An 18274-nucleotide genomic window follows, 5' to 3' on the forward strand; every position below is an offset into this window, starting at 1 on the left:
ATTTCCATTGGACCCACATCAGGCAACATCCAGATGTGGGGTTGTGCTTTCATCCCTTAAAAAATACGCATGTCCTCCACCCGCACTCAAAGGGCCAGAGAGCTGAGAAAACACAGCACCCCTGCTGAACAGGTCCTCTGGGAACGCCTGCGCAACAGGCAGCTTGGAGCCAAATTCAGAAGACAGCATCCCCTTCCTCCGTTTTTTGCTGACTTCTTCTGTCAGGAACACCTGCTGGTCATCGAACTGGATGGCAACAGCCACATCGGGCGCGAAACCTACGATGCCCGAAGAACCCGTCATCTGGAAGAACTGGGATGCAAAGTGGTCCGGTTCTGGAACTGGGAAATTCACAACAATCTGGAGGGGGTGCTGGAACAGATTCTGCAGGAAATTGCTGGAAGGCCAGGGCTTTAGCTGGGTACCCTCACCCCAGCCCTCTCCCAGAATGGGAGAGGGTGAAAAGCTTTGGCCACAGCAAAAAATTCCTCTCCCTGAGGGAGAGGAAAGCGCAGCGAGGTGAAGGTCAACCTTCTCCTGTCAGGAGAGGGAGCGCAGCGAGGTGAGGGTTACACCAGTTCAGCTTCTTCGTACTCGCTCACCGGAGGGCAGGCGCACACGAAGTTGCGGTCCCCATACACGTTGTCCACGCGGTTCACGCTGGGCCAGTACTTGCTGGCGCGGGTGTGGCGGGAAGGGAACACTGCAGTTTCACGGGTGTAAGCGCGTTCCCAGCTGGCATCCGTGAGGTCCAGCATGGTGTGGGGTGCATTGTGCAGGGCGGTGTCTTCTGCCTTGATCAGGCCGTCTTCGACTTCGCGGATTTCCTGGCGGATGCTGACCATGGCTTCAATGAAGCGGTCCAGTTCTGCTTTGGGTTCGGACTCGGTGGGTTCGATCATCAGGGTGCCAGGAACGGGGAAGCTCATGGTGGGGGCATGGAAACCGTAGTCCATCAGGCGCTTGGCGATGTCCTCTTCGGTGATCCCGGTGGCTTCCTTGAGGGGCCGGATGTCGATGATGCACTCGTGGGCCACCCGCTCATGGCGTCCGGTGTAGAGCACGGGGTAGTGTCCAGAGAGCTTGCGGGCAATGTAATTGGCATTCAGCAGGGCAACTTCGGTGGATTTCTTGAGGCCTTCATTGCCCAGCAAACGGATGTACATCCAGCTGATGGGCAGGATGGCGCCACTGCCGTAAGGGGCAGCGCTCACTGCACCCGTGCTGCTTTTGTTTACAGGGCGCACCTTGTGGTTGGGCAGGTAGGGCGCCAGGTGGGCTTTCACCCCGATGGGTCCCATGCCAGGACCGCCGCCGCCGTGGGGAATGGCGAAGGTCTTGTGCAGGTTCAGATGGCTCACGTCAGATCCGATCAGGCCGGGTTTGGCGAGGCCCACCTGGGCGTTCATGTTGGCCCCGTCCATGTACACCTGACCGCCGTGCTCATGGATCAAATCGCAGATCTGGGTGATGGATTCCTCGTACACACCGTGGGTGGAAGGGTAGGTGACCATCAGGGCAGAGAGGTTTGCGCTGTGTTTTTCCACTTTGGTCTTCAGGTCCTCAAGGTCCACGTTGCCGTTCTCGTCGCACTTCACAACCACCACGTCCAGGCCCATCATGCTGGCGGTGGCGGGGTTGGTGCCGTGGGCACTGGAAGGAATCAGGCAGATGTTGCGGTGCCCCTCTCCCCTGGCCTCGTGGTACTTCTGGATCACCAGCAGGCCAGCGTACTCACCCTGAGCGCCACTGTTGGGCTGCATGCTGATGGCATCGTATCCGGTGATGTCTGCCAGCCAGCTTTCCAGTTCGGTGATCATCTCCTGGTAGCCTTCGGTCTGGTCCACAGGTGCGAAGGGGTGGATGCTGCCAAACTCGGGCCAGGTGACGGGGATCATCTCGGTGGTGGCATTCAGCTTCATGGTGCAGGATCCCAGCGGAATCATGCCGTGCACAAGGCTGTAGTCCTTGTTCTCCAGGTGTTTCAGGTAACGCAGCATGCCATGCTCACTGTGGTGGGTGTTGAAGACGGGGTGCTGCAGGTAAGCGCTGGTGCGTTCCAGACCTGCAGGAATGCCAGAGATGTCCCCATCAACAACCTTCTGGTCCAGAGCGGCCAGATCGGCTTTCTGCCCTGTCAGGACTTCAATCAGGGTGACCACATCATCCAGGGTGGTGCTTTCGTCCAGAGAGAGGCCCACTTTGCCTGCTTCAAAACGCAGGTTGATTTCTGCGGCCAGAGCGCGGCTGCGAACCTCTTCCACGTTGCCTTCAAAAGTCAGGGTGTCAAAGTGGGCGGTGTTGGGTTTGAAGCCTGCACTTTCCAGAGCCACGCGCACAATGCTGGTCAGGCGCTCAACACGCTCTGCAATGGTCCTGAGGGTATCGGGACCGTGGTAAACAGCGTAAGCAGCAGCCATGTTGGCCAGCAGGGCCTGGGCGGTGCAGATGTTGCTGGTGGCCTTCTCGCGGCGGATGTGCTGTTCACGGGTCTGCATGGCCATGCGGTAGGCGGTGTTGCCTCTGGCGTCTTTGGACACCCCGATGATGCGTCCTGCAGCACTGCGCTTGTACTCATCGCGGCAGGCAAAGAAGGCGGCGTGAGGGCCACCAAAGCCCATGGGAACCCCAAAACGCTGGGAGTTGCCAATCACCACATCTGCACCCATTTCACCGGGGGCTTTGAGGACGGTCAGGGCCAGCAAATCGGTGGCCACAGAGACCAGCGCACCTCTGGCATGGGCGGTGTCAATCACGCTGGTGAGGTCTTTGACTTCACCGTAGGTGTTGGGGTACTGCAGCTGCACCCCGAACACATCTGCATCTTTCAGGTCGGTTTCGGGGTTGCCCACCACCACTTCGAAGCCGAAGTACTGTGCACGGGTCTGAATCACATCCAGGGTCTGGGGGTGGATGTCGCTGGCAACGAAGTATTTGTTGCTCTTGCTCTTCTTGTTGGAGCGCTTCGCCAGGGTCATGGCTTCTGCGGCCGCAGTGGCCTCGTCCAGCAGGCTGGCGTTGGCCACTTCCATGCCGGTCAGGTCCATCACCATCTGCTGGAAGTTGAGCAGCATTTCCAGACGGCCCTGGGAAATCTCAGCCTGGTAAGGGGTGTAGGCGGTGTACCAGCCGGGGTTTTCCAGCACGTTTCTGAGGATCACATGGGGAACCAGGGTTCCGTAATACCCCATCCCGATGTAGCTTTTGAAGACTTTGTTCTTGCTGGCTTTGCTTTTCAGGTCTGCAAGGGCTTCCACTTCGGTGAAGGTGCGGCCCACCTTCAGTTCACCCTCAAAACGGATGCTTTCTGGGAGGGTGGATTCCACCAGTTCGTCCAGGGTGTTCACACCCAGGGTGTTCAGCATCTCTAAAATTTCCTGTTCATTCGGGCCAATGTGGCGCGAGATGAAGTCGTCTTGCAGGTTCAGGTGTTGCAGGGATTTTCGGGTCATGGTTCCTCCGTGGGGAAGCTCAGGCTATAGATATAATCGTATACGATTATTCGCAAAGAAATGTGAACTTGCCTGGGAACAGAGAAACGGCAGAAGGCAGAAAACAAAAGGCTGAAGCAAATCCTGCTAGAGCTGATGCTTTTTGGGCCTTCTGCTCTCCGCCTTCTGCTCAATCAGTAAATCGCATCCTCATCCCACTCCACTTCAATGTTGTCGTAGGCATCCCCATACCCGCGAAAATCCCGATCCAGCCAGTAATAATTCGGGCGGTAATTCAGGGACCTTTCCAGAAATTCGCTGAACGACAGGGCAATGATGGGGGTGTAGCCCTCCAGGGCATGGTTGACATGGTTGGTGTCGTAAATGCGTCCCAGACGTTTGGGGTGCAGGTCAATCGAGAGGTATTCGCCATCTGCATCCTGCGCAAAGACATACCAGTAAGAGGAGATGTCGTAATCGTGGTCCTTGCCCACGATCCTCTTGTTGGCAGAGATCAATTCAGTGGGTTCCAGGAGGGTGAGGTAGCGCTCCTCTTTGTAGAACAATCGCGCTTCACCACACCGGTTGTAAAACCACCTGAGGTCAAACGGCAGGACCTCGCCCCGGAGCAAGAAAAGCTCGTACATGCGGGGGCGAGAGACCTTGTGTTCAGGGGCAGATCGCATCTGCCGGATCAGGCGGTCAATCAGCATGTCAGTGGTTTAAAGCGTCCTCCAGATCATCCAGAATGTCTTCAATGTCCTCAATGCCCACAGACAGGCGCAGCAAAGAAGGGCGGATGCCCAACTCCAGTTTGCGCTGTTCAGAGAGTGAACGGTGTGACGTGGTCCAGGGATAGCTCAGGGTTGTATTCACATCTGCCAGAGAAGGGGCCAGCGGAATCTTCCCTTGCAGCCTGCGAATGAAAGTGTTGAGGTCTCCCCTGAGTTCAAAGGACAACATGCCTGCAAACCCGTCTGGGAAAAGGTCTGCGGCCAGATCAAACTGGGGATGGTCTCCCAGTCCCGGATGGTACACCGCTGCAACCCTGGGGTGGTTGGAGAGCACATCCGCCACGGCCTGGGCATTGTGGGTGTGTGCCCGCATGCGCAGTCCCAGTGTTTTCAGTCCCTGCAAGGTGATCCAGGCATCAAAAGCACTCAGGGTTGCCCCCTGGCGGATCAGGCGCAATCTGGCCTGCTGGATCAAATCCTTGCGACCCGCCAGCGCTCCACCCAGGGCATTGCTGTGCCCGGACAGGTACTTGCTGAGGGAATGGCTGACCAGATCTGCCCCGTGCTCGGCAGGTCGGAAGAGGGCAGGCGTGGCAAAAGTGTTGTCCACGCTGACCAGCACCCCTTTGCTGTGGGCCAGTTCAATCAGGGCAGGAAAGTTGACTGTGGTCATCAGGGGATTGGTCAGGCTCTCCACATGGATCAGGCGCGTTCTGGGCGTGATGGCCTGCTCCACAGCCTCAGCATCGGTGATGTCCAGCAAGGTCACCTCAATGCCCCATCTGGGAAGCTCCTGGGTCAGCAGGGTGTAGGTGCCTCCGTAAGCCTGCTGATCGGCAATCAGGTGGTCTCCCTGCTGCAACACCGCCTGCAAAGCCGCCGCAATGGCCGCCATGCCACTGGCCGCGCACACCGCATCCTCGGTTTTTTCCAGTGCAGCGAGTGCCCCTTCCAGGGTCAGGTGGTTGGGCGTGTTGAAGCGGTAGTAAATCCCTCCATTGGAGGGGGTCTGTTCTGAAAAGACCTGTTCCATGTGGTCCAGGTCATCGAAGGCAAAAACCGTGTTCTGGTAGATGGGTTCCACCAGAGGGCGGCTGGGGGTCTCTTTGGCATGTTCGCCTGCACGGGCGGCCAGGGTGGTGGGTTTGTAAGTCATGTGTTCACAGTTTGGCAAATCCAGATGAGGGTGTATACAGGTAGGGCCGAGAGCCGAGAGCCGAGAGCCGAGAGCCGAGAGCCGAGAGCCGAGAGCCGAGAGCAAGGTAAAAGCTTGCCTCCAACATGTCAAGAAACAAATGTAGGAGCGCAGCGTGCAAGGAGACCAACTTGCGGTCTCCTGGATTGCACAAGACAGCGTGCTGCGCCCTCAAAGCAAAAGCCTCTCTCTCTGCCTTCTGCCCTCTGCCTTCTGCTTTTAGCCCTCGGCCCTCGGCTCTGGGCCCTCGGCCTTTTGCACCGACAACCCAGGCAACACCAGTTGCAGTTTTCCAGCCTGTACCGTCACCGTGACCTCTCCCCCCTTGTTCAGTTGCCCGAAGAGGATCTGGTCTGCCAGGGGTTTTTTCAGGTGTTCCTGAATCACGCGGGCCAGCGGTCTGGCCCCCATGGCTGGATCGTAGCCTTTTTCAGAGAGCCACTGTATGGCGGTTTCATCGATGGTCAGATGGACGTTTTTGGACTTCAGCTGGCCTGCCAGTTCCCGCAGGAATTTGTTCACCACCAGATGCATGGTTTCCCTGGCCAGAGGTTTGAAGGAGACAATGCCGTCCAGCCGGTTTCTGAATTCGGGCGTGAAGGTGCGTTTGATGGCCTCCAGGTCCTCTCCCACCCGCACAGTGCGACCAAAGCCCACCGGGCTTTTGGCATTTTCTTCTGCGCCAGCGTTGGTGGTCATGATCAACACCACACCCCGGAAATCAATCTGTTTGCCGTTGTGGTCGGTGAGTTTGCCGTAATCCATCACCTGCAGCAGGATGTTGTACACGTCCGGGTGGGCTTTTTCGATTTCGTCCAGCAAAACCACACTCTGTGGGTGCCTGAGCACCTGATCTGTGAGCAGTCCGCCCTGATCGAAGCCCACATATCCGGGAGGGGCACCAATCAGACGGGACACGCTGTGTTTCTCCATGTATTCGGACATGTCGAAACGCAGGAATTCTGCTCCCAGCACGCGGGCGAGTTGTTTGGCCAGTTCGGTTTTGCCCACCCCGGTGGGACCTGCGAACAGGAAAGCCCCCACGGGTTTCCCTTCCTGCCTGAGGCCTGCACGGGCCAGTTTGACGGTGTCCGAGACCTCTTTGACCGCCTCGTCCTGACCGTAAACCACCTGCAGGAGCTCTGCTTCCAGATCCTGCAGTCTGGTCTGTTCGGTTTTCTGGATGGCCCCCAGGGGAAGCCGGGCAATCTTGGCCACCACAGCCTCAATGTGCTTTGGGGTCAGCGTCTTGTTGCGCTTGGAGGCAGGTTTGAGGATTTCCAGTGCTCCTGCCTCGTCGATCACATCAATGGCCTTGTCGGGCAGCCTCCGGTCGGTGATGTACTGGGCACTGAGTTCCACGGCAGCCCTCAGGGCAGGCTTCGTGAATTTGAGCTTGTGGTGCTGCTCATAGTAAGGAGCAATGCCTTCCAGAATTTTGATGGCATCTTCCTGGGTGGGTTCTGGCACGTCAATTTTCTGGAAACGGCGGCCCAGTGCACGGTCTTTTTCCAGGTGCTTGTATTCCTCGTAGGTGGTGGCCCCGATGGTGCGCAGGTGCCCCTTGCTGAGGGCGGGTTTCAGCAGGTTGCTGGCGTCCATAGAGCCGCCTTCCACCGCTCCAGCACGCACAATGGTGTGGATCTCGTCGATGAACAGGATCACTTTGCGGCCTTCTAAAGCCGCAATCACCGCTTTCAGGCGCTCCTCAAAGTCCCCTCTGTAGCGGGTTCCGGCCAGCAACGCCCCCATGTCCAGCGAGTACAGCGTCATGTCGGAGAGCAGTTCTGGGACCTCTTGCAGGGCAATTTTGCGGGCCAGTCCTTCCACAATGGCGGTTTTGCCCACGCCGGGTTCTCCAACCAGCACAGGGTTGTTCTTGGTGCGGCGGGCCAGCACCTGCATGGTGCGTTCCAGCTCAAATTCCCGGCCAATCATGGGGTCAATCAAGCCTGCTCTTGCCCGGTCGGTGAGGTCCACACAGTACAGCTTGAGGGGATCGTTGTCAGAGCCGCCCGCCTGGGTGGGCTGGGTCAGCCCCTCGCCGGGATTGGTGGTCACCTGAAACTTGCGTTTGCCATGCGAGATGTACTCGATGGCGTCCAGTCGGGTCATGCCCTGTTCTTCCAGCAGGAAACGCGCCACCGAGGTGTCTTCTTCCAGCAGGGCCACCAGCACCTGTGCTCCGGTCACCTGTTCCTGGGCGGCTGCACGCATCTGCCTGAGGGCACGCTGAAGCACCCGATCAAAAGCCAGGGTGGAGGTGGGCCGCACATCGTCGTACCCCTCCATGTTGTCAAATTCGGTTTCCAGGGCATCTTCCAGAATGCTCAGGTCAATGCCGCAGGCCTGCAACACCGGACGGGCGTCTTCGTCGTCCATCAGGGCGTACAGCATGTGCTCCAGGGTGATGTACTCATGGCCGTAACTGTGGGCCAGTTGCACGGCCCTCTGGATGCTCTGTTCCAGGGTTTCGGTGATCATTCCGCCTCCATGATGCATTTCAGGGGAAAGCCATTCTGACGGGCATCGCTGTTCACCTGATGCACTTTGGTCTCTGCCACTTCAAAGGGATACACACCACACACCCCAGAGCCTTCCTGATGCACCGCCATCATGATGCGGGTGGCCTGGGCTGGACTTTTGCGAAAAAACTCGACCAGCACCCGCACCACATAATCCATGGGGGTGTAGTCATCGTTGAGCAGGAGGACCTTGTAAAGGGGCGGACGCTGCGTCTGGGTCCGCGTTTCAGTGCGTGCCTCGGTCATAGGCAGAGTCTAACTTATTTGCCTGTTCTGCACGGTGAGTCTTGTTAGGATGATGGGCTGCAAGAAGCCGAGAGCTAAGGGCCGAGAGCCGAGGGCTGAGTGCAGTAAAAGCCTCTGCGAAAGCTTTTCTCTCATACAGCGTGTTGTGACTTCAGATATACAGCACAGTGATTTTTTATTTTTCCGAAAAATGAAGTGGTACATGGCAGCAACACCGATAAACGTAAAGAAAACAGTCAACCGTGTTTTTGCCCTCGGCTCTCGGCCCTCGGCAGCTTCCATGTCCCCGCCAGCCTTCTGCTTTCTGCCTTCTGCTTTCTGCCAAAATATGACATTTTCCTCACGCCATCCATAAAATCTGTCATACTTTAACCATGAGTTCACAACCGAAAAGCTGGCAGGACGCCCTGAAATCCCTGCAGGAAACTGTGTCCCGCACCCGGCAAGGGGGCGGCCCGAAAGCTGTGGAGCGGCAACACCAGAAAAACCGCCTTACCGCCAGAGAACGCATTGCGCACCTGATTGATGAAGGCAGTGAATTTGACGAACTGATGACCCTGGCAGGCTTTGAAATGTACCAGGATGTGGGTGGATGCCCTTCCGGGGGCACTGTGGCAGGCATTGGATATTTGCATGGAAGACCCTGGATGATCATTGCCAACGATGCCACCGTGAAAGCCGGGGCTTTTTTCCCCATCACCGCCAAGAAAGTGATCCGGGCCCAGACCATGGCCCTGGAGAATCACATTCCGGTGGTGTACCTGGTGGATTCTGCCGGGGTTTACCTGCCCATGCAGGACGAGATCTTCCCGGACCAGGACGACTTCGGGCGGGTGTTTTACCTGAATGCCCGCATGAGCGCCCTGGGCATCCCGCAAATTGCAGCCATCATGGGAAACTGTGTGGCAGGTGGGGCTTACCTTCCTGTGATGTGCGACACCCTGATCATGACCGAGGGATCAGGCCTCTATCTGGCCGGTCCAGCACTGGTCAAGGCAGCCATCGGGCAGAACATCGAGTCAGAGGCCCTGGGAGGGGCTTCTGTGCATGCAGAGATCTCTGGAACGGTGGATTACAAGGAGAAAGATGACCTGAGCGCCATCCGCAGAATCCGTGCTCTGGCCGAAATGCAGACCCAGAAATACACCGCGCCCTGGGCACAGAAACGCAAAACCCCCAGAGCACCCCAGTCCCAGAAAGACCTGCTGGACACCGTGAGCCTGGATGGCAGCAAACCCTACGATGTGCGTGAGGTTTTAAAAGCCCTGCTGGACGACAGCCACTTTGAGGAATACAAACCCGAGTACGGCCAGAGCATCGTGTGCGCTCTGGGCTGGCTCGGGGGGTATCCGGTGGGTGTGGTGGCCAATGACCGTCAGGTGATCCGCAAGAAACTCAAATCGGACGTGCCTGGCCTGCAAACCCGCATCGAGGTGGGTGGGGTGATTTACGGGGACAGCGCAGACAAATCTGCCCGGTTCATCATGGAGGTCAACCAGATGGGTATTCCCCTGATCTTTGTCTCGGATGTGACGGGGTTCATGGTGGGCAAAGACAGCGAGTACGAGGGCATCATCCGCAAGGGAGCCAAGATGGTCAATGCGGTATCCAACACCGTGGTGCCCAAAATCACCCTGATCACCGGGGGCAGTTACGGGGCAGGCAATTACGCCATGAATGGCAAGGCTTATGGCCCCCGTTTCCTGTACGCCTGGCCCAGTGCCAGATACGCCGTGATGAGCGGGAATGCTGCAGCCAAAACCCTGCTGGACATCCAGTTGCAGGCTTTAAAGCGCCAGGGGCAGGAGCCCACAGACGAGGACCTGCAGACCCTCTTTGAACAGGTCAAAGACAAGTACGATCAGGAACTCGACCCCAGATACGCTGCCGCCAGATTGTGGGTGGATGAGATCATCCTGCCCGAAAGCACCCGTGAGCGCCTGATCCGCACCCTGGAGGCCTGCTCGGGCAGTCCCACCGGAGATTTCAGGACCGGGATGCTGCAGGTGTAATACCTCAGGCTTTTCAAGCTGCATGACTTGCCGCACAATGAAGGTACACATGATCTTTGCTGGACTGAAGGAGACAGGCATGAAAGCTCAAAAAGTCAGCAGTCTTGAAACGCTCCACCCCGATTTCAGAGAGAATCTGGAACGCTGGCTGCAAGCTGCCCAGCAGAAATTCCCCCAATACGAGTTCCGGGTGCTGGAAACCCGCAGAAACAAAACCCGTCAGAAAAAACTCTTCTCTGAAAACAGCACCCAACACTGGGTCACCAGTTTTGATGGCAGCCGCCTGAGAAGCATGCACCAGTATGGCCTCGCTGCAGACATTGGGATTCTGAACCGCAAGACCCGCAAGTCTGTGTGGGATTCCCGGGTGTGGCGCACCATTTACGCTTACATCCCCCCCAGCGTTCACGGCCTGGAGGTGGGCGTGCAGGAACTGACCCATTTGCAGCTTCAGGGCGCAGGCGCACAATACCGGGATGGCGAACTGCAGGCAAAATACATCGAGAAGCTTGGACTGACCCTGAGTTGAGTCCCAAACCAGAGAAAGCCTCCATCTGGAGGCTTTCTCTGGTTTGGATCCTGGGACCTGAACACTCAGGACCAGGACAGCACCAGATCTCGAAAACCCCGGAACATGGTGCTGGGACGGCGTTCCAGATGCACCACCCTGGGGAGGCCCAGAGGCAGCAGGAGTTCAAAAGCAATCTGGGCTTCCAGTCTGGCCAGCGGTGCCCCCAGACAGAAGTGGATGCCCCGACCAAATCCCAGGTGGCGGTTGGGGGTGCGGGTGACATCCAGGGTGTCAGGGTTCTGGAACACCCGTTCATCCCGGTTGGCCGCTCCGATCACTGCAGCCACCTGCTGGTTTTTGCGGATCACCTGCCCCGCAATTTCCAGGTCTTCCAGTGCGGCCCGGAAGGTGGCCCTTTGCACCGGAGCATCGAAGCGCAGCATTTCATCCACCCCTGTAGAAAGGTGCTCCGGGTGGTCCCGGAGGTGCTGCAGTTGTTCTGGAAAACGGGTGAGGGCGTGGTAACCGTTGCCAATCAAATTGATGGTGGTTTCATGGCCTGCCAGCAAGAGCAGGAAACAGGTGGCCAGGATTTCCCCGTGGGTCAGTTTGCCCTGCTGGTCTTCTGCAGCAATCAGGAGGCTGACCAGATCGTCTTGCAGATCATGGCGGCGCACCTTGATCAGGTCATCAAAGTATTTGAAGATGCTGCCCAGGGCCATCTGGGCTTTCTGGCCTGCTTCCGGGTCGGTGACCGTGAGGATGTCTGCCCCATCAATCAGGTGTGAGGACCAGTCCCTGAACAGGTGGCGGTCCCGGTCTGGAACCCCCAGCAATTCAGCAATCACAATGATGGGCAGCGGAAAGGCCAGGCTTTCAATCAGGGAAAAATCCTGGCCTTTTTTGATCTGCGAAACCAGATCCTCGGTGATGCTGCGAATCTTGGGTTCCAGACTGGCCACCACCCTGGGTGTGAAGGCCTGGCTGACCAGGGCCCTCAGGCGGGTGTGGTCTGGTGGATCGGCGTCCAGCATGTGCCGGGAGAGCTGCTGGGGCACAGCACTGACCCTGGAAATGTCCTTGGTGAACCGCAAATCTTTCAGGACCATTTCGGTGTCTTCATGGCGGGTCACAAACCACATGCCCCCGGTCAGGCCACTGTGCGGGTACCAGTAGGCAGGGGCCTGATTGCGCAACTCACGGTAAATGGGGTAGGGATTTTCCAGAAATTCCGGTGTGGAGAACAGGTCTGCAAATGCAGTGGTCATGGTCCATTTTATGCCCTGAGGCCCATGGGCACCACCCCAGCAGTTTCCTGAGAATTGCCGCTGATCAGCATGATGTGCAAATTGTACATGAGAAGCATGATACTCAAAAAAACCCTCTTTCAGCGCATGAAAAAACCGTATCAATGGTTGCATTTCAAGCAACAATGAGTGACTTATGGGGACTGGAGCAATGTTGCAAGATTGCTGACTTTCTGCCTTCAGCCAGGGGCACTATTGTAAATTATGGAAACCCTGATTCTGCTCCTCGCCACACCCGTGGTCGGCACGGCCATCTTCTATCTGGTTTTGCTTGCTGTAGAAGCAGTCCAGAAGCACACCCATTCTCGCCCCATGAACCCCAAGCACCACTGAAACCCCTGAAAACTTGCAGGCCATGGGGAAAACAACTTGAAGATCATTTGAGACGCAAAGCTTGCGTTATGCTGGAGGTGTTGCTGGTGCACTTCAGCATTGCGCAACTTTCTTTTTGAGCCTTTGTGACCCCTTTCACACCATGCCCAGAGCCAGATTGCCTGCCACAGATCAGCCTTTCAATGCAGACCTGCACACCCCTCTGTTTCTGGACCAGTATCGGGAATACGATCCCCATCCGGCGTTGCAGAACCAGGTGCGCAGTTACTGGAGCATGGAGGAATTTCACACCACCCGCACCGAGAAACACCGTTTTTACCCGGAGCGTCTGGTGCGACTGTGTTTCTATCAGGGCGAGGCCTTCTTTCCAGATGCCTCCTCGCAGTGGACGGGACCGCTGCCCAACATGTACATGCTGGGGTTTCAGAAAGAACCCATCCGCTTTGTCTCCCGTGGCCTCACCCGCGTGGTGGGGGTGGAGATGTACCCCTGGGCTGCCAGGGCCTTGCTGCAAGGAGACCGGAACCTGCAAGACATCTTCTTCCAGCCCCTGCAAGCCTCTTTGCAACACCTGTCAGCAGAAGTGCTGGCCCTGATCCAGCTCAATGCCATTCAGGAAGCCCTGGAGGCCATTGAGGCCTGGTTGTTGCAGCGTTTGCCCCTGCAGGACATTCAGGGCAATGCAGGCATCCAGGCCGCCCTGAGCCTGTACCACCTGAAAGGCCAGGGCAAAATCAGCGAACTGGCCGAAGTGCATGGGGTGTCTGTGCGCCAGCTGGAACGGCAGTTTCACAGCAGCGTGGGCATCACTCCCAAAACCCTTTCCAAGATCATCCGGTTTGAGGAGGCCCACAATGCTTTGTGGGTCAATCCGCACATCAGCCTGACCGAACTGGCCTTTGAGCTGGGTTTTGCAGATCAGGCCCACTTTTGCCGGGAGTTTCGGGGGTTCACCCACATCACCCCTGGAGAGTTTTCCAGGCACGTGCAGGAACACCTGCTGCACAGGGACCATGCAGCCCAGCACCACTCCAAGCTGCACATGTCCAACACAGAAAAACCCAGTCATTCTAAGCCCTAGGCAGAATGACTTAAGCCATTTACAGCCTGGGCATGTCGCTTTTTTTCAAGTGCCACGCAGGGCACCCTTGCTACATTGGCTGCATGACAGATTCAACCCCCCCTCCCACCAAAAATGCATTGCTGTTTGTTTTCATCAGTGCTTTCCTCGGTTCTCTGGGCATCTCTCTGGCGTTCCCTGTGCTGCCTTTTCTGGTGGCCAGATACCTCACAGACCAGAACCAGCTTGCCGCCACCATCGGCTGGCTGACCATTTCCTATTCCCTGTGTTCCTTTTTTGCTGCACCGGTTCTGGGTGCCCTTTCTGACCGGTACGGCAGACGGCCCATCTTGCTGTTTTCCTTGCTGGGTTCGGCCATTGGATACCTGATTTTCGGCTGGGGAGGTGCTTTGTGGGTGCTCTTTCTGGGCCGCATCATTGACGGTCTGACCGCAGGGAACTTCAGTGCCCTCTTTGGCTTTCTGGCAGACACCACCCGCCCAGAGGAGCGCGGCAAGTACTTTGGCATCATGGGAGCGGTTTTTGGCAGTGGTTTCATCATCGGTCCTGCTGTCGGCGGTCTGGCCTCCAGAATCAGCCTGGAAACCCCCTTCTACATTGCTGCAGCAGTCACCTTGCTGAATGTGGTGTGGGGGTTCTTCTATCTTCCTGAAAGCCACAAAAAAGAGAACCGTGCCCACATCCAGTTTTCGCAGCTCAATCCCCTCACCCAGATGGTGTCGCTGTTTCAGTTGCCTGGCATCCGACTGCTCCTGATCTCGGGGGTGCTGTTCATGGTGCCTTTCGTGATGATGCAGACCACCCTGGCTGTGCTGATCAAAGACACCCTGCACTGGGGTCCTGACCAGACCAGCACCGTTTTCATTGTGGTGGGGGTGTCTGACATCGTGGTGCAAGGGCTCCTGCTGGGCTGGCTCATCAAGATGCTGAAGGAAAGCGGTGTGGCACTGCTGGGTCTCAGCCTGAGTTTGCTGGGCATGCTGGGCATGGCCCTGCTGCCCGGGCATCCCAGTGGCTGGGTGCTGTACCTCAGTGTGTGCTCATTTGCCATTGGAGAAGGCATTTTCACCGCTTCTCTGGGCAGCCTCACCTCCAGGGCTGCAGGGCCAAAAGCCCAGGGAAGGGTGCAGGGCGGCAGCCAGGCCCTCAACTCCCTCACCCAGGTGTTCAGTCCTGCCCTGGCGGGTCAGCTGTATTCACGAACAGGACATGCCAGTCCCTTCTGGAGTGGTGCAGGCATGATCCTGCTGGGTGCACTGGCACTGGCCAGCCAACTTGGCATCAAAGGACCAGAAACCGAGCTGGTCACCCCTGAAACCGCTGAAACCTGAGTGTCTTTAAATTCTGGAGGCCGTCAGCACCAGTCTGGCGGCCTCTTCAAAGATTCTGAGGGTGTAGCAGGCCCCCAGAGGTTGCCAGCGCAGGGGAATGCCCGCATCTTTCAGTGCCTTGATCTGTTCCACCGGAAGCACCATGCCCAGCAACAACACCTCCGAAGAAGCCGGAGTGAGGGCCAGCAAAAGCCGCTGGTATTCGGGCAGGGTCAAATTTGCTGCTGTTTGCTGCATGGTGACTCCTGAAACATTGAGGGGGTATTCTGGTGGATCCATGTCCGCACAGATCAGGTGCCGGGTTTCGTAAGCGCTTTTCAGATGCCTGATGTTACCGCATTCTGGCACCCTTTCCGGGTCCAAAACACACCTCCGGTGTTCCCCTGAGGGGCCTTTCAGGGGAAACCCAGAGGTGCATCCTGAGGATCTTCCCGGATGCAGATGAATGCCGTCCAGTTCGCAAATCTGTTTCTGCAGCGTGGCGGGTTCTGGCCTTGCAAAACCTGAAACATGCTTTGGCTCCTGTTGCTGGTGTCGCTGAAGCCCAGCATCGTGAAGCATGCTTCTGCCAAAAGCCAGCAAAAGCAATAAAATCAGGTATGATCACCGACGTTCAAAAACAAAACTGGCGCAGCCTGCTCAGTCCCTTTTTCTTCGAGCGGGTGGCATACCTGGAAAGCCTGGATGTGGAATTCGCCTGGAAAGACAACACCAACCGAAGGGTGGAAACCCAGGAGTATTCGGGACCTGAGCGGCGCAAGGAGGCAGAGGAATTTCAGGCCATCTTTCGGGGAGAAGTGATTGCCTACCATCTGGCAGATGCAGACCTGGACACCATCGTGGAATCTGTGGTCAGTCAGGCCGTTCTGCACATGCGCGGTGAAGGGTTTGAAATTCCAGCCCTGGAATGATTTTGAGCAGCAATGCAGCCCAGAGGGTTCAGCATGAACCTGCACCAATGGTTTACAGGCCCATGCCTGCACCACCACAGCCTGATGGCACATTGTCAACAGGCAGGTCATGTGGTACACTACATGCCGTCTGCAAAGCCCTCCAAGTGTGTGCCAGACACCAAAACAGCGTGCCAGCGTAGCTCAGGGGTAGAGCAACTGATTCGTAATCAGTAGGTCGTCGGTTCAAATCCGACCTCTGGCTCCAGAAAAATCCCCTCTCCCACAAAGAAAAGTCGGAGAGGGGATTTTTGTTTTTGAGGTCACAAAAGAAAAATGCACTTGTGGGCATGCCTGTCTTCAAATGCGTGCTGCATGAAACCCTCCCTTCAGCTGTATGTTTTCTGTAATTGAAAAATAAATGTATGTTTTCTGTAAGACTTTGCTGTATAAAATAGGAACAACAAACAAGAAGTTCCGAGTCCACAGGCGTCCTCTCTCCCATTTTCTCAAGGTGGTGACCTCAAATGATCTGGATTGTGCTGTCTTTGCTCGCTGCGTTCCTGCTCCTGGCCCGCTGGATCGTCATTCTGGAGTCCCGCGAACTGCAGGAAACCCCCTCCCCAAAACTCTGATCCTCGCCCACTTCGACAACCCGAACCCCCTTCGGGTTTTTTTGCTGTCTGCGGCCTCAGCGTTTGCTGGCCCGGAACCCGGCTTTTTCGGCTTCCTGACGGGTTTTGAAACAGCGTTCCGGGTACGTTCTTTTGTAGTAGGCTCCCCCTGGCAGGTGGTAAATTTTCTCTCCCCTGTTGCTCAGGTTGCCTTTGATGGGATGGCTGGCAGGACAGGTGGTTCTGGAAAGGGGCAACACACCCTGGGCCACAACAGTCTGGGACAGGACGCCCAGCAAAAGACAGATCAGCAGATGGTGTTTCATGGGTGCTTCTCAGCATGGCAGCAAAGAGATGGCACATCATGAAACCCATGCAAAATGTGACCCAACTGGAGCAAACAACAAAAAAAGCACAGGATAAAAATCCTGTGCTTCTCTGTGGTGGCAAGGGGCGGATTTGAACCGCCGACCCAACGATTTTCAGTCGTTTGCTCTACCAGCTGAGCTACCTTGCCAGGGTGGCGGTCCGGACGGGATTTGAACCCGCGACCTACTGCGTGACAGGCAGTTATGCTAACCGCTACACTACCGGACCACTCCTGTGCTTCCGGGCGTGCCCTTCAGCGAAGAAAACTATATATGACCCCAGGATTTATGTCAACACCCCCGGCCATTTGGCCCATCGGCCAGAGCTGCCCTCCCTGCTGTTACACCCGGAATGCAGCCAGCACCATCAAGATTTGAAGCTCAGGATGCGCGCTTCGGGTTTCTGGGACAGATCCGGGCCAAAAGTGAGTTCCAGAATCTGACCGGTGTCCAGCGCATCGATCATGGCGAGGCGTTCTTCAGGGTCCAGATGGATGCCCTCTTTCATCACGGTGTGCCCATACACCCCAAAGACGTACCCGAACATGGGCACCCACTCCGGGTTTTTCTCCCACCAGGTTTTGTGCTCCCGGTTGGAGTAAAAGAACTCATCGAAGATGGCATGGGTGGGCATGGGTCCCACGTGGGCAAAGTGGGTGCGGCCCACAATGATTTCTCTGGGAAAGCTGGCCACCCAGGCTTTCAGCTCATCGGGAAATTCCCGGCCCCCTTTTTCGGGGTCAAACTCGTTGTGCTTGGTCCCAAAACCCGAGCCCAGGCTGAATTTGTGGGTCAGGGCAGCATCATCGTGGTTGCCAAACAGGATGTGCATGTTGCCATTACAAGCATCATAGGTTCTTTTCAGGCGGTTCAGTTCCCGGATCTGGGAACGGGCTGCACTGGACAGGTGCTGGGGGTTCTCCGGGTCAAAGTTGTCGATCCCGGTCATCAGGGAATATTCCATCTGGGTTTTGGGATGGATCAGGTCGCCGGTCAGGATCAACTGATAATCGCCTGTTTTCATCAGGGCGGTGGGGCTGCCCTGGTCGTCGATCAGGGGGGTGGATTTGAGGGCCCGCCAGAGGTCTCCCCAGCTGGCATGCACATCTCCGATGGCATAAATCTTAAGCATGGTGCCCGTTCTTCTTCAGCAGTTCGCGCAGGGCCACATAGAATTTGCGGCTGTCGTCGAGGGTGGCTCCGTAGCCTTTGAATTCCAGCATCAATTTGGCGGCTTCCTTGCCCAGACCCAGTTCGCCGCACTTTTGCATCAGTTCATCAATGTGCTGGTGGGCTTTGGGTTTCTCTGGAAGAGGTGCAGGTTCAGAGGATGCAACGACGGGCGCTTCATCGGGGTTGCCTGTTCCCATGCCCAGCACCCGTGCAGCATTCAGGACAGCCTGTTTTTCTGCTGCCCTGAGGGTGTCTGCCTGCCCCAGTCCATCCCGGGTGATGTGGCGGATGCGAATTCGCGCCCGAACCGTGGGATGTTCCACGTCGAAGACATCGAGCTCCAGACTCCAGTCATGTTCAAACAGCGTGTTGAGGCGTTCCAGCACTTCGTTGCTGTCATCGCGGGTGAGGGGAGCACGAAGGTTCTGGAACTGCTCCGGGGTGAGGAAGTCCATACACGACATTTTAGGGGATTTTTCTGGATATGGAAGGCAGGAACCTCGCAATCAGAGGACCAGCAAAA

17 protein-coding genes and 3 tRNA genes are annotated in these 18274 nt (G+C 56.8%); 8 read left to right on the forward strand and 12 right to left on the reverse strand.

Annotation, left to right across the window (positions count from 1 at the left end; genetic code table 11):
* Positions 1-69 precede the first annotated feature (69 nt).
* Positions 70-417, forward strand: coding sequence for an endonuclease domain-containing protein (locus IEY52_RS04215; RefSeq protein ID WP_189000317.1), 348 nt, complete (start codon positions 70-72; stop codon positions 415-417).
* Between the two features lie 152 nt (positions 418-569).
* On the opposite strand, the gene gcvP is transcribed toward IEY52_RS04215, so the two are convergent.
* The 5 genes from gcvP to clpS all read right to left on the reverse strand — a co-directional run bounded on the left by gcvP (position 570) and on the right by clpS (position 8131).
* Positions 570-3452, reverse strand: coding sequence for an aminomethyl-transferring glycine dehydrogenase (gene gcvP, locus IEY52_RS04220; RefSeq protein ID WP_189000320.1), 2883 nt, complete (start codon positions 3450-3452; stop codon positions 570-572).
* Positions 3453-3625: 173 nt separating this feature from the next.
* Positions 3626-4144: an SMI1/KNR4 family protein gene (locus IEY52_RS04225; protein WP_189000323.1), complete on the reverse strand. Its 519-nt coding sequence runs from the start codon at positions 4142-4144 to the stop codon at positions 3626-3628.
* A 1-nt stretch (position 4145) separates the two neighbouring features.
* Positions 4146-5321, reverse strand: coding sequence for a trans-sulfuration enzyme family protein (locus IEY52_RS04230; RefSeq protein ID WP_189000326.1), 1176 nt, complete (start codon positions 5319-5321; stop codon positions 4146-4148).
* Positions 5322-5579: 258 nt separating this feature from the next.
* Positions 5580-7844, reverse strand: a complete 2265-nt coding sequence (gene clpA / locus IEY52_RS04235; protein WP_189000329.1) for an ATP-dependent Clp protease ATP-binding subunit ClpA — start codon at positions 7842-7844, stop codon at positions 5580-5582.
* Positions 7841-8131, reverse strand: coding sequence for an ATP-dependent Clp protease adapter ClpS (gene clpS / locus IEY52_RS04240; protein WP_189000333.1), 291 nt, complete (start codon positions 8129-8131; stop codon positions 7841-7843). The genes clpA and clpS overlap by 4 nt, the downstream gene beginning before the upstream one ends.
* 374 nt (positions 8132-8505) lie before the next feature.
* On the opposite strand from clpS, the gene IEY52_RS04245 reads away from it, so the two are divergent.
* Positions 8506-10143: an acyl-CoA carboxylase subunit beta gene (locus IEY52_RS04245; RefSeq protein ID WP_189000336.1), complete on the forward strand. Its 1638-nt coding sequence runs from the start codon at positions 8506-8508 to the stop codon at positions 10141-10143.
* A 79-nt stretch (positions 10144-10222) separates the two neighbouring features.
* Positions 10223-10672, forward strand: coding sequence for a M15 family metallopeptidase domain-containing protein (locus IEY52_RS04250; protein WP_189000339.1), 450 nt, complete (start codon positions 10223-10225; stop codon positions 10670-10672).
* 65 nt (positions 10673-10737) lie between these two features.
* Here the strand turns inward: IEY52_RS04250 and IEY52_RS04255 are convergent, their stop codons facing one another.
* The gene (locus tag IEY52_RS04255) at positions 10738-11922 is read right to left on the reverse strand and encodes a cytochrome P450 (RefSeq protein ID WP_189000342.1); all 1185 of its coding nucleotides are present in this window, start codon (positions 11920-11922) and stop codon (positions 10738-10740) included.
* 243 nt (positions 11923-12165) lie between these two features.
* Between IEY52_RS04255 and IEY52_RS26915 the strand changes: the two genes are divergently transcribed.
* The 3 genes from IEY52_RS26915 (at position 12166) to IEY52_RS04265 (ending at position 14706) form a co-directional block, all read left to right on the forward strand.
* Positions 12166-12294 (forward strand): hypothetical protein, encoded by a 129-nt coding sequence (locus IEY52_RS26915; protein WP_268239707.1) that lies wholly within the window; start codon positions 12166-12168, stop codon positions 12292-12294.
* Positions 12295-12436: 142 nt separating this feature from the next.
* The gene (locus tag IEY52_RS04260; RefSeq protein WP_189000344.1) at positions 12437-13375 is read left to right on the forward strand and encodes a helix-turn-helix domain-containing protein; all 939 of its coding nucleotides are present in this window, start codon (positions 12437-12439) and stop codon (positions 13373-13375) included.
* Between the two features lie 83 nt (positions 13376-13458).
* Complete coding sequence (locus IEY52_RS04265; protein WP_189000346.1) at positions 13459-14706, forward strand: MFS transporter; 1248 nt, start codon at positions 13459-13461, stop codon at positions 14704-14706.
* A 6-nt stretch (positions 14707-14712) separates the two neighbouring features.
* Here IEY52_RS04265 and IEY52_RS04270 read toward each other — a convergent pair whose 3' ends face one another.
* Positions 14713-14943, reverse strand: a complete 231-nt coding sequence (locus IEY52_RS04270; protein WP_189000348.1) for a hypothetical protein — start codon at positions 14941-14943, stop codon at positions 14713-14715.
* 362 nt (positions 14944-15305) lie between these two features.
* Between IEY52_RS04270 and IEY52_RS04275 the strand changes: the two genes are divergently transcribed.
* Together IEY52_RS04275 and IEY52_RS04280 are read left to right on the forward strand one after the other, a co-directional pair.
* Positions 15306-15617 carry a hypothetical protein gene (locus tag IEY52_RS04275; RefSeq protein ID WP_189000350.1) on the forward strand — a complete coding sequence of 104 codons (312 nt, stop codon included), beginning with the start codon at positions 15306-15308 and terminating at the stop codon, positions 15615-15617.
* A 172-nt stretch (positions 15618-15789) separates the two neighbouring features.
* Positions 15790-15864, forward strand: a tRNA-Thr gene (locus IEY52_RS04280).
* A gap of 423 nt (positions 15865-16287) precedes the next feature.
* On the opposite strand, the gene IEY52_RS04285 is transcribed toward IEY52_RS04280, so the two are convergent.
* The 5 genes from IEY52_RS04285 to IEY52_RS04305 all read right to left on the reverse strand — a co-directional run bounded on the left by IEY52_RS04285 (position 16288) and on the right by IEY52_RS04305 (position 18206).
* Complete coding sequence (locus IEY52_RS04285) at positions 16288-16536, reverse strand: sunset domain-containing protein (RefSeq protein WP_189000352.1); 249 nt, start codon at positions 16534-16536, stop codon at positions 16288-16290.
* A gap of 115 nt (positions 16537-16651) precedes the next feature.
* A tRNA-Phe gene (locus IEY52_RS04290) sits at positions 16652-16727 on the reverse strand.
* Between the two features lie 4 nt (positions 16728-16731).
* Positions 16732-16807, reverse strand: a tRNA-Asp gene (locus IEY52_RS04295).
* A gap of 138 nt (positions 16808-16945) precedes the next feature.
* Positions 16946-17710, reverse strand: coding sequence for a metallophosphoesterase (locus tag IEY52_RS04300; RefSeq protein ID WP_189000354.1), 765 nt, complete (start codon positions 17708-17710; stop codon positions 16946-16948).
* Positions 17703-18206 carry a hypothetical protein gene (locus IEY52_RS04305; protein ID WP_189000357.1) on the reverse strand — a complete coding sequence of 168 codons (504 nt, stop codon included), beginning with the start codon at positions 18204-18206 and terminating at the stop codon, positions 17703-17705. The genes IEY52_RS04300 and IEY52_RS04305 overlap by 8 nt, the downstream gene beginning before the upstream one ends.
* Between the last annotated feature and the right edge of the window lie 68 nt (positions 18207-18274).

The sequence above is a fragment of the Deinococcus roseus genome (assembly GCF_014646895.1).
In the GTDB taxonomy this organism is placed as follows: Bacteria; Deinococcota; Deinococci; order Deinococcales; family Deinococcaceae; genus Deinococcus_C; species Deinococcus_C roseus.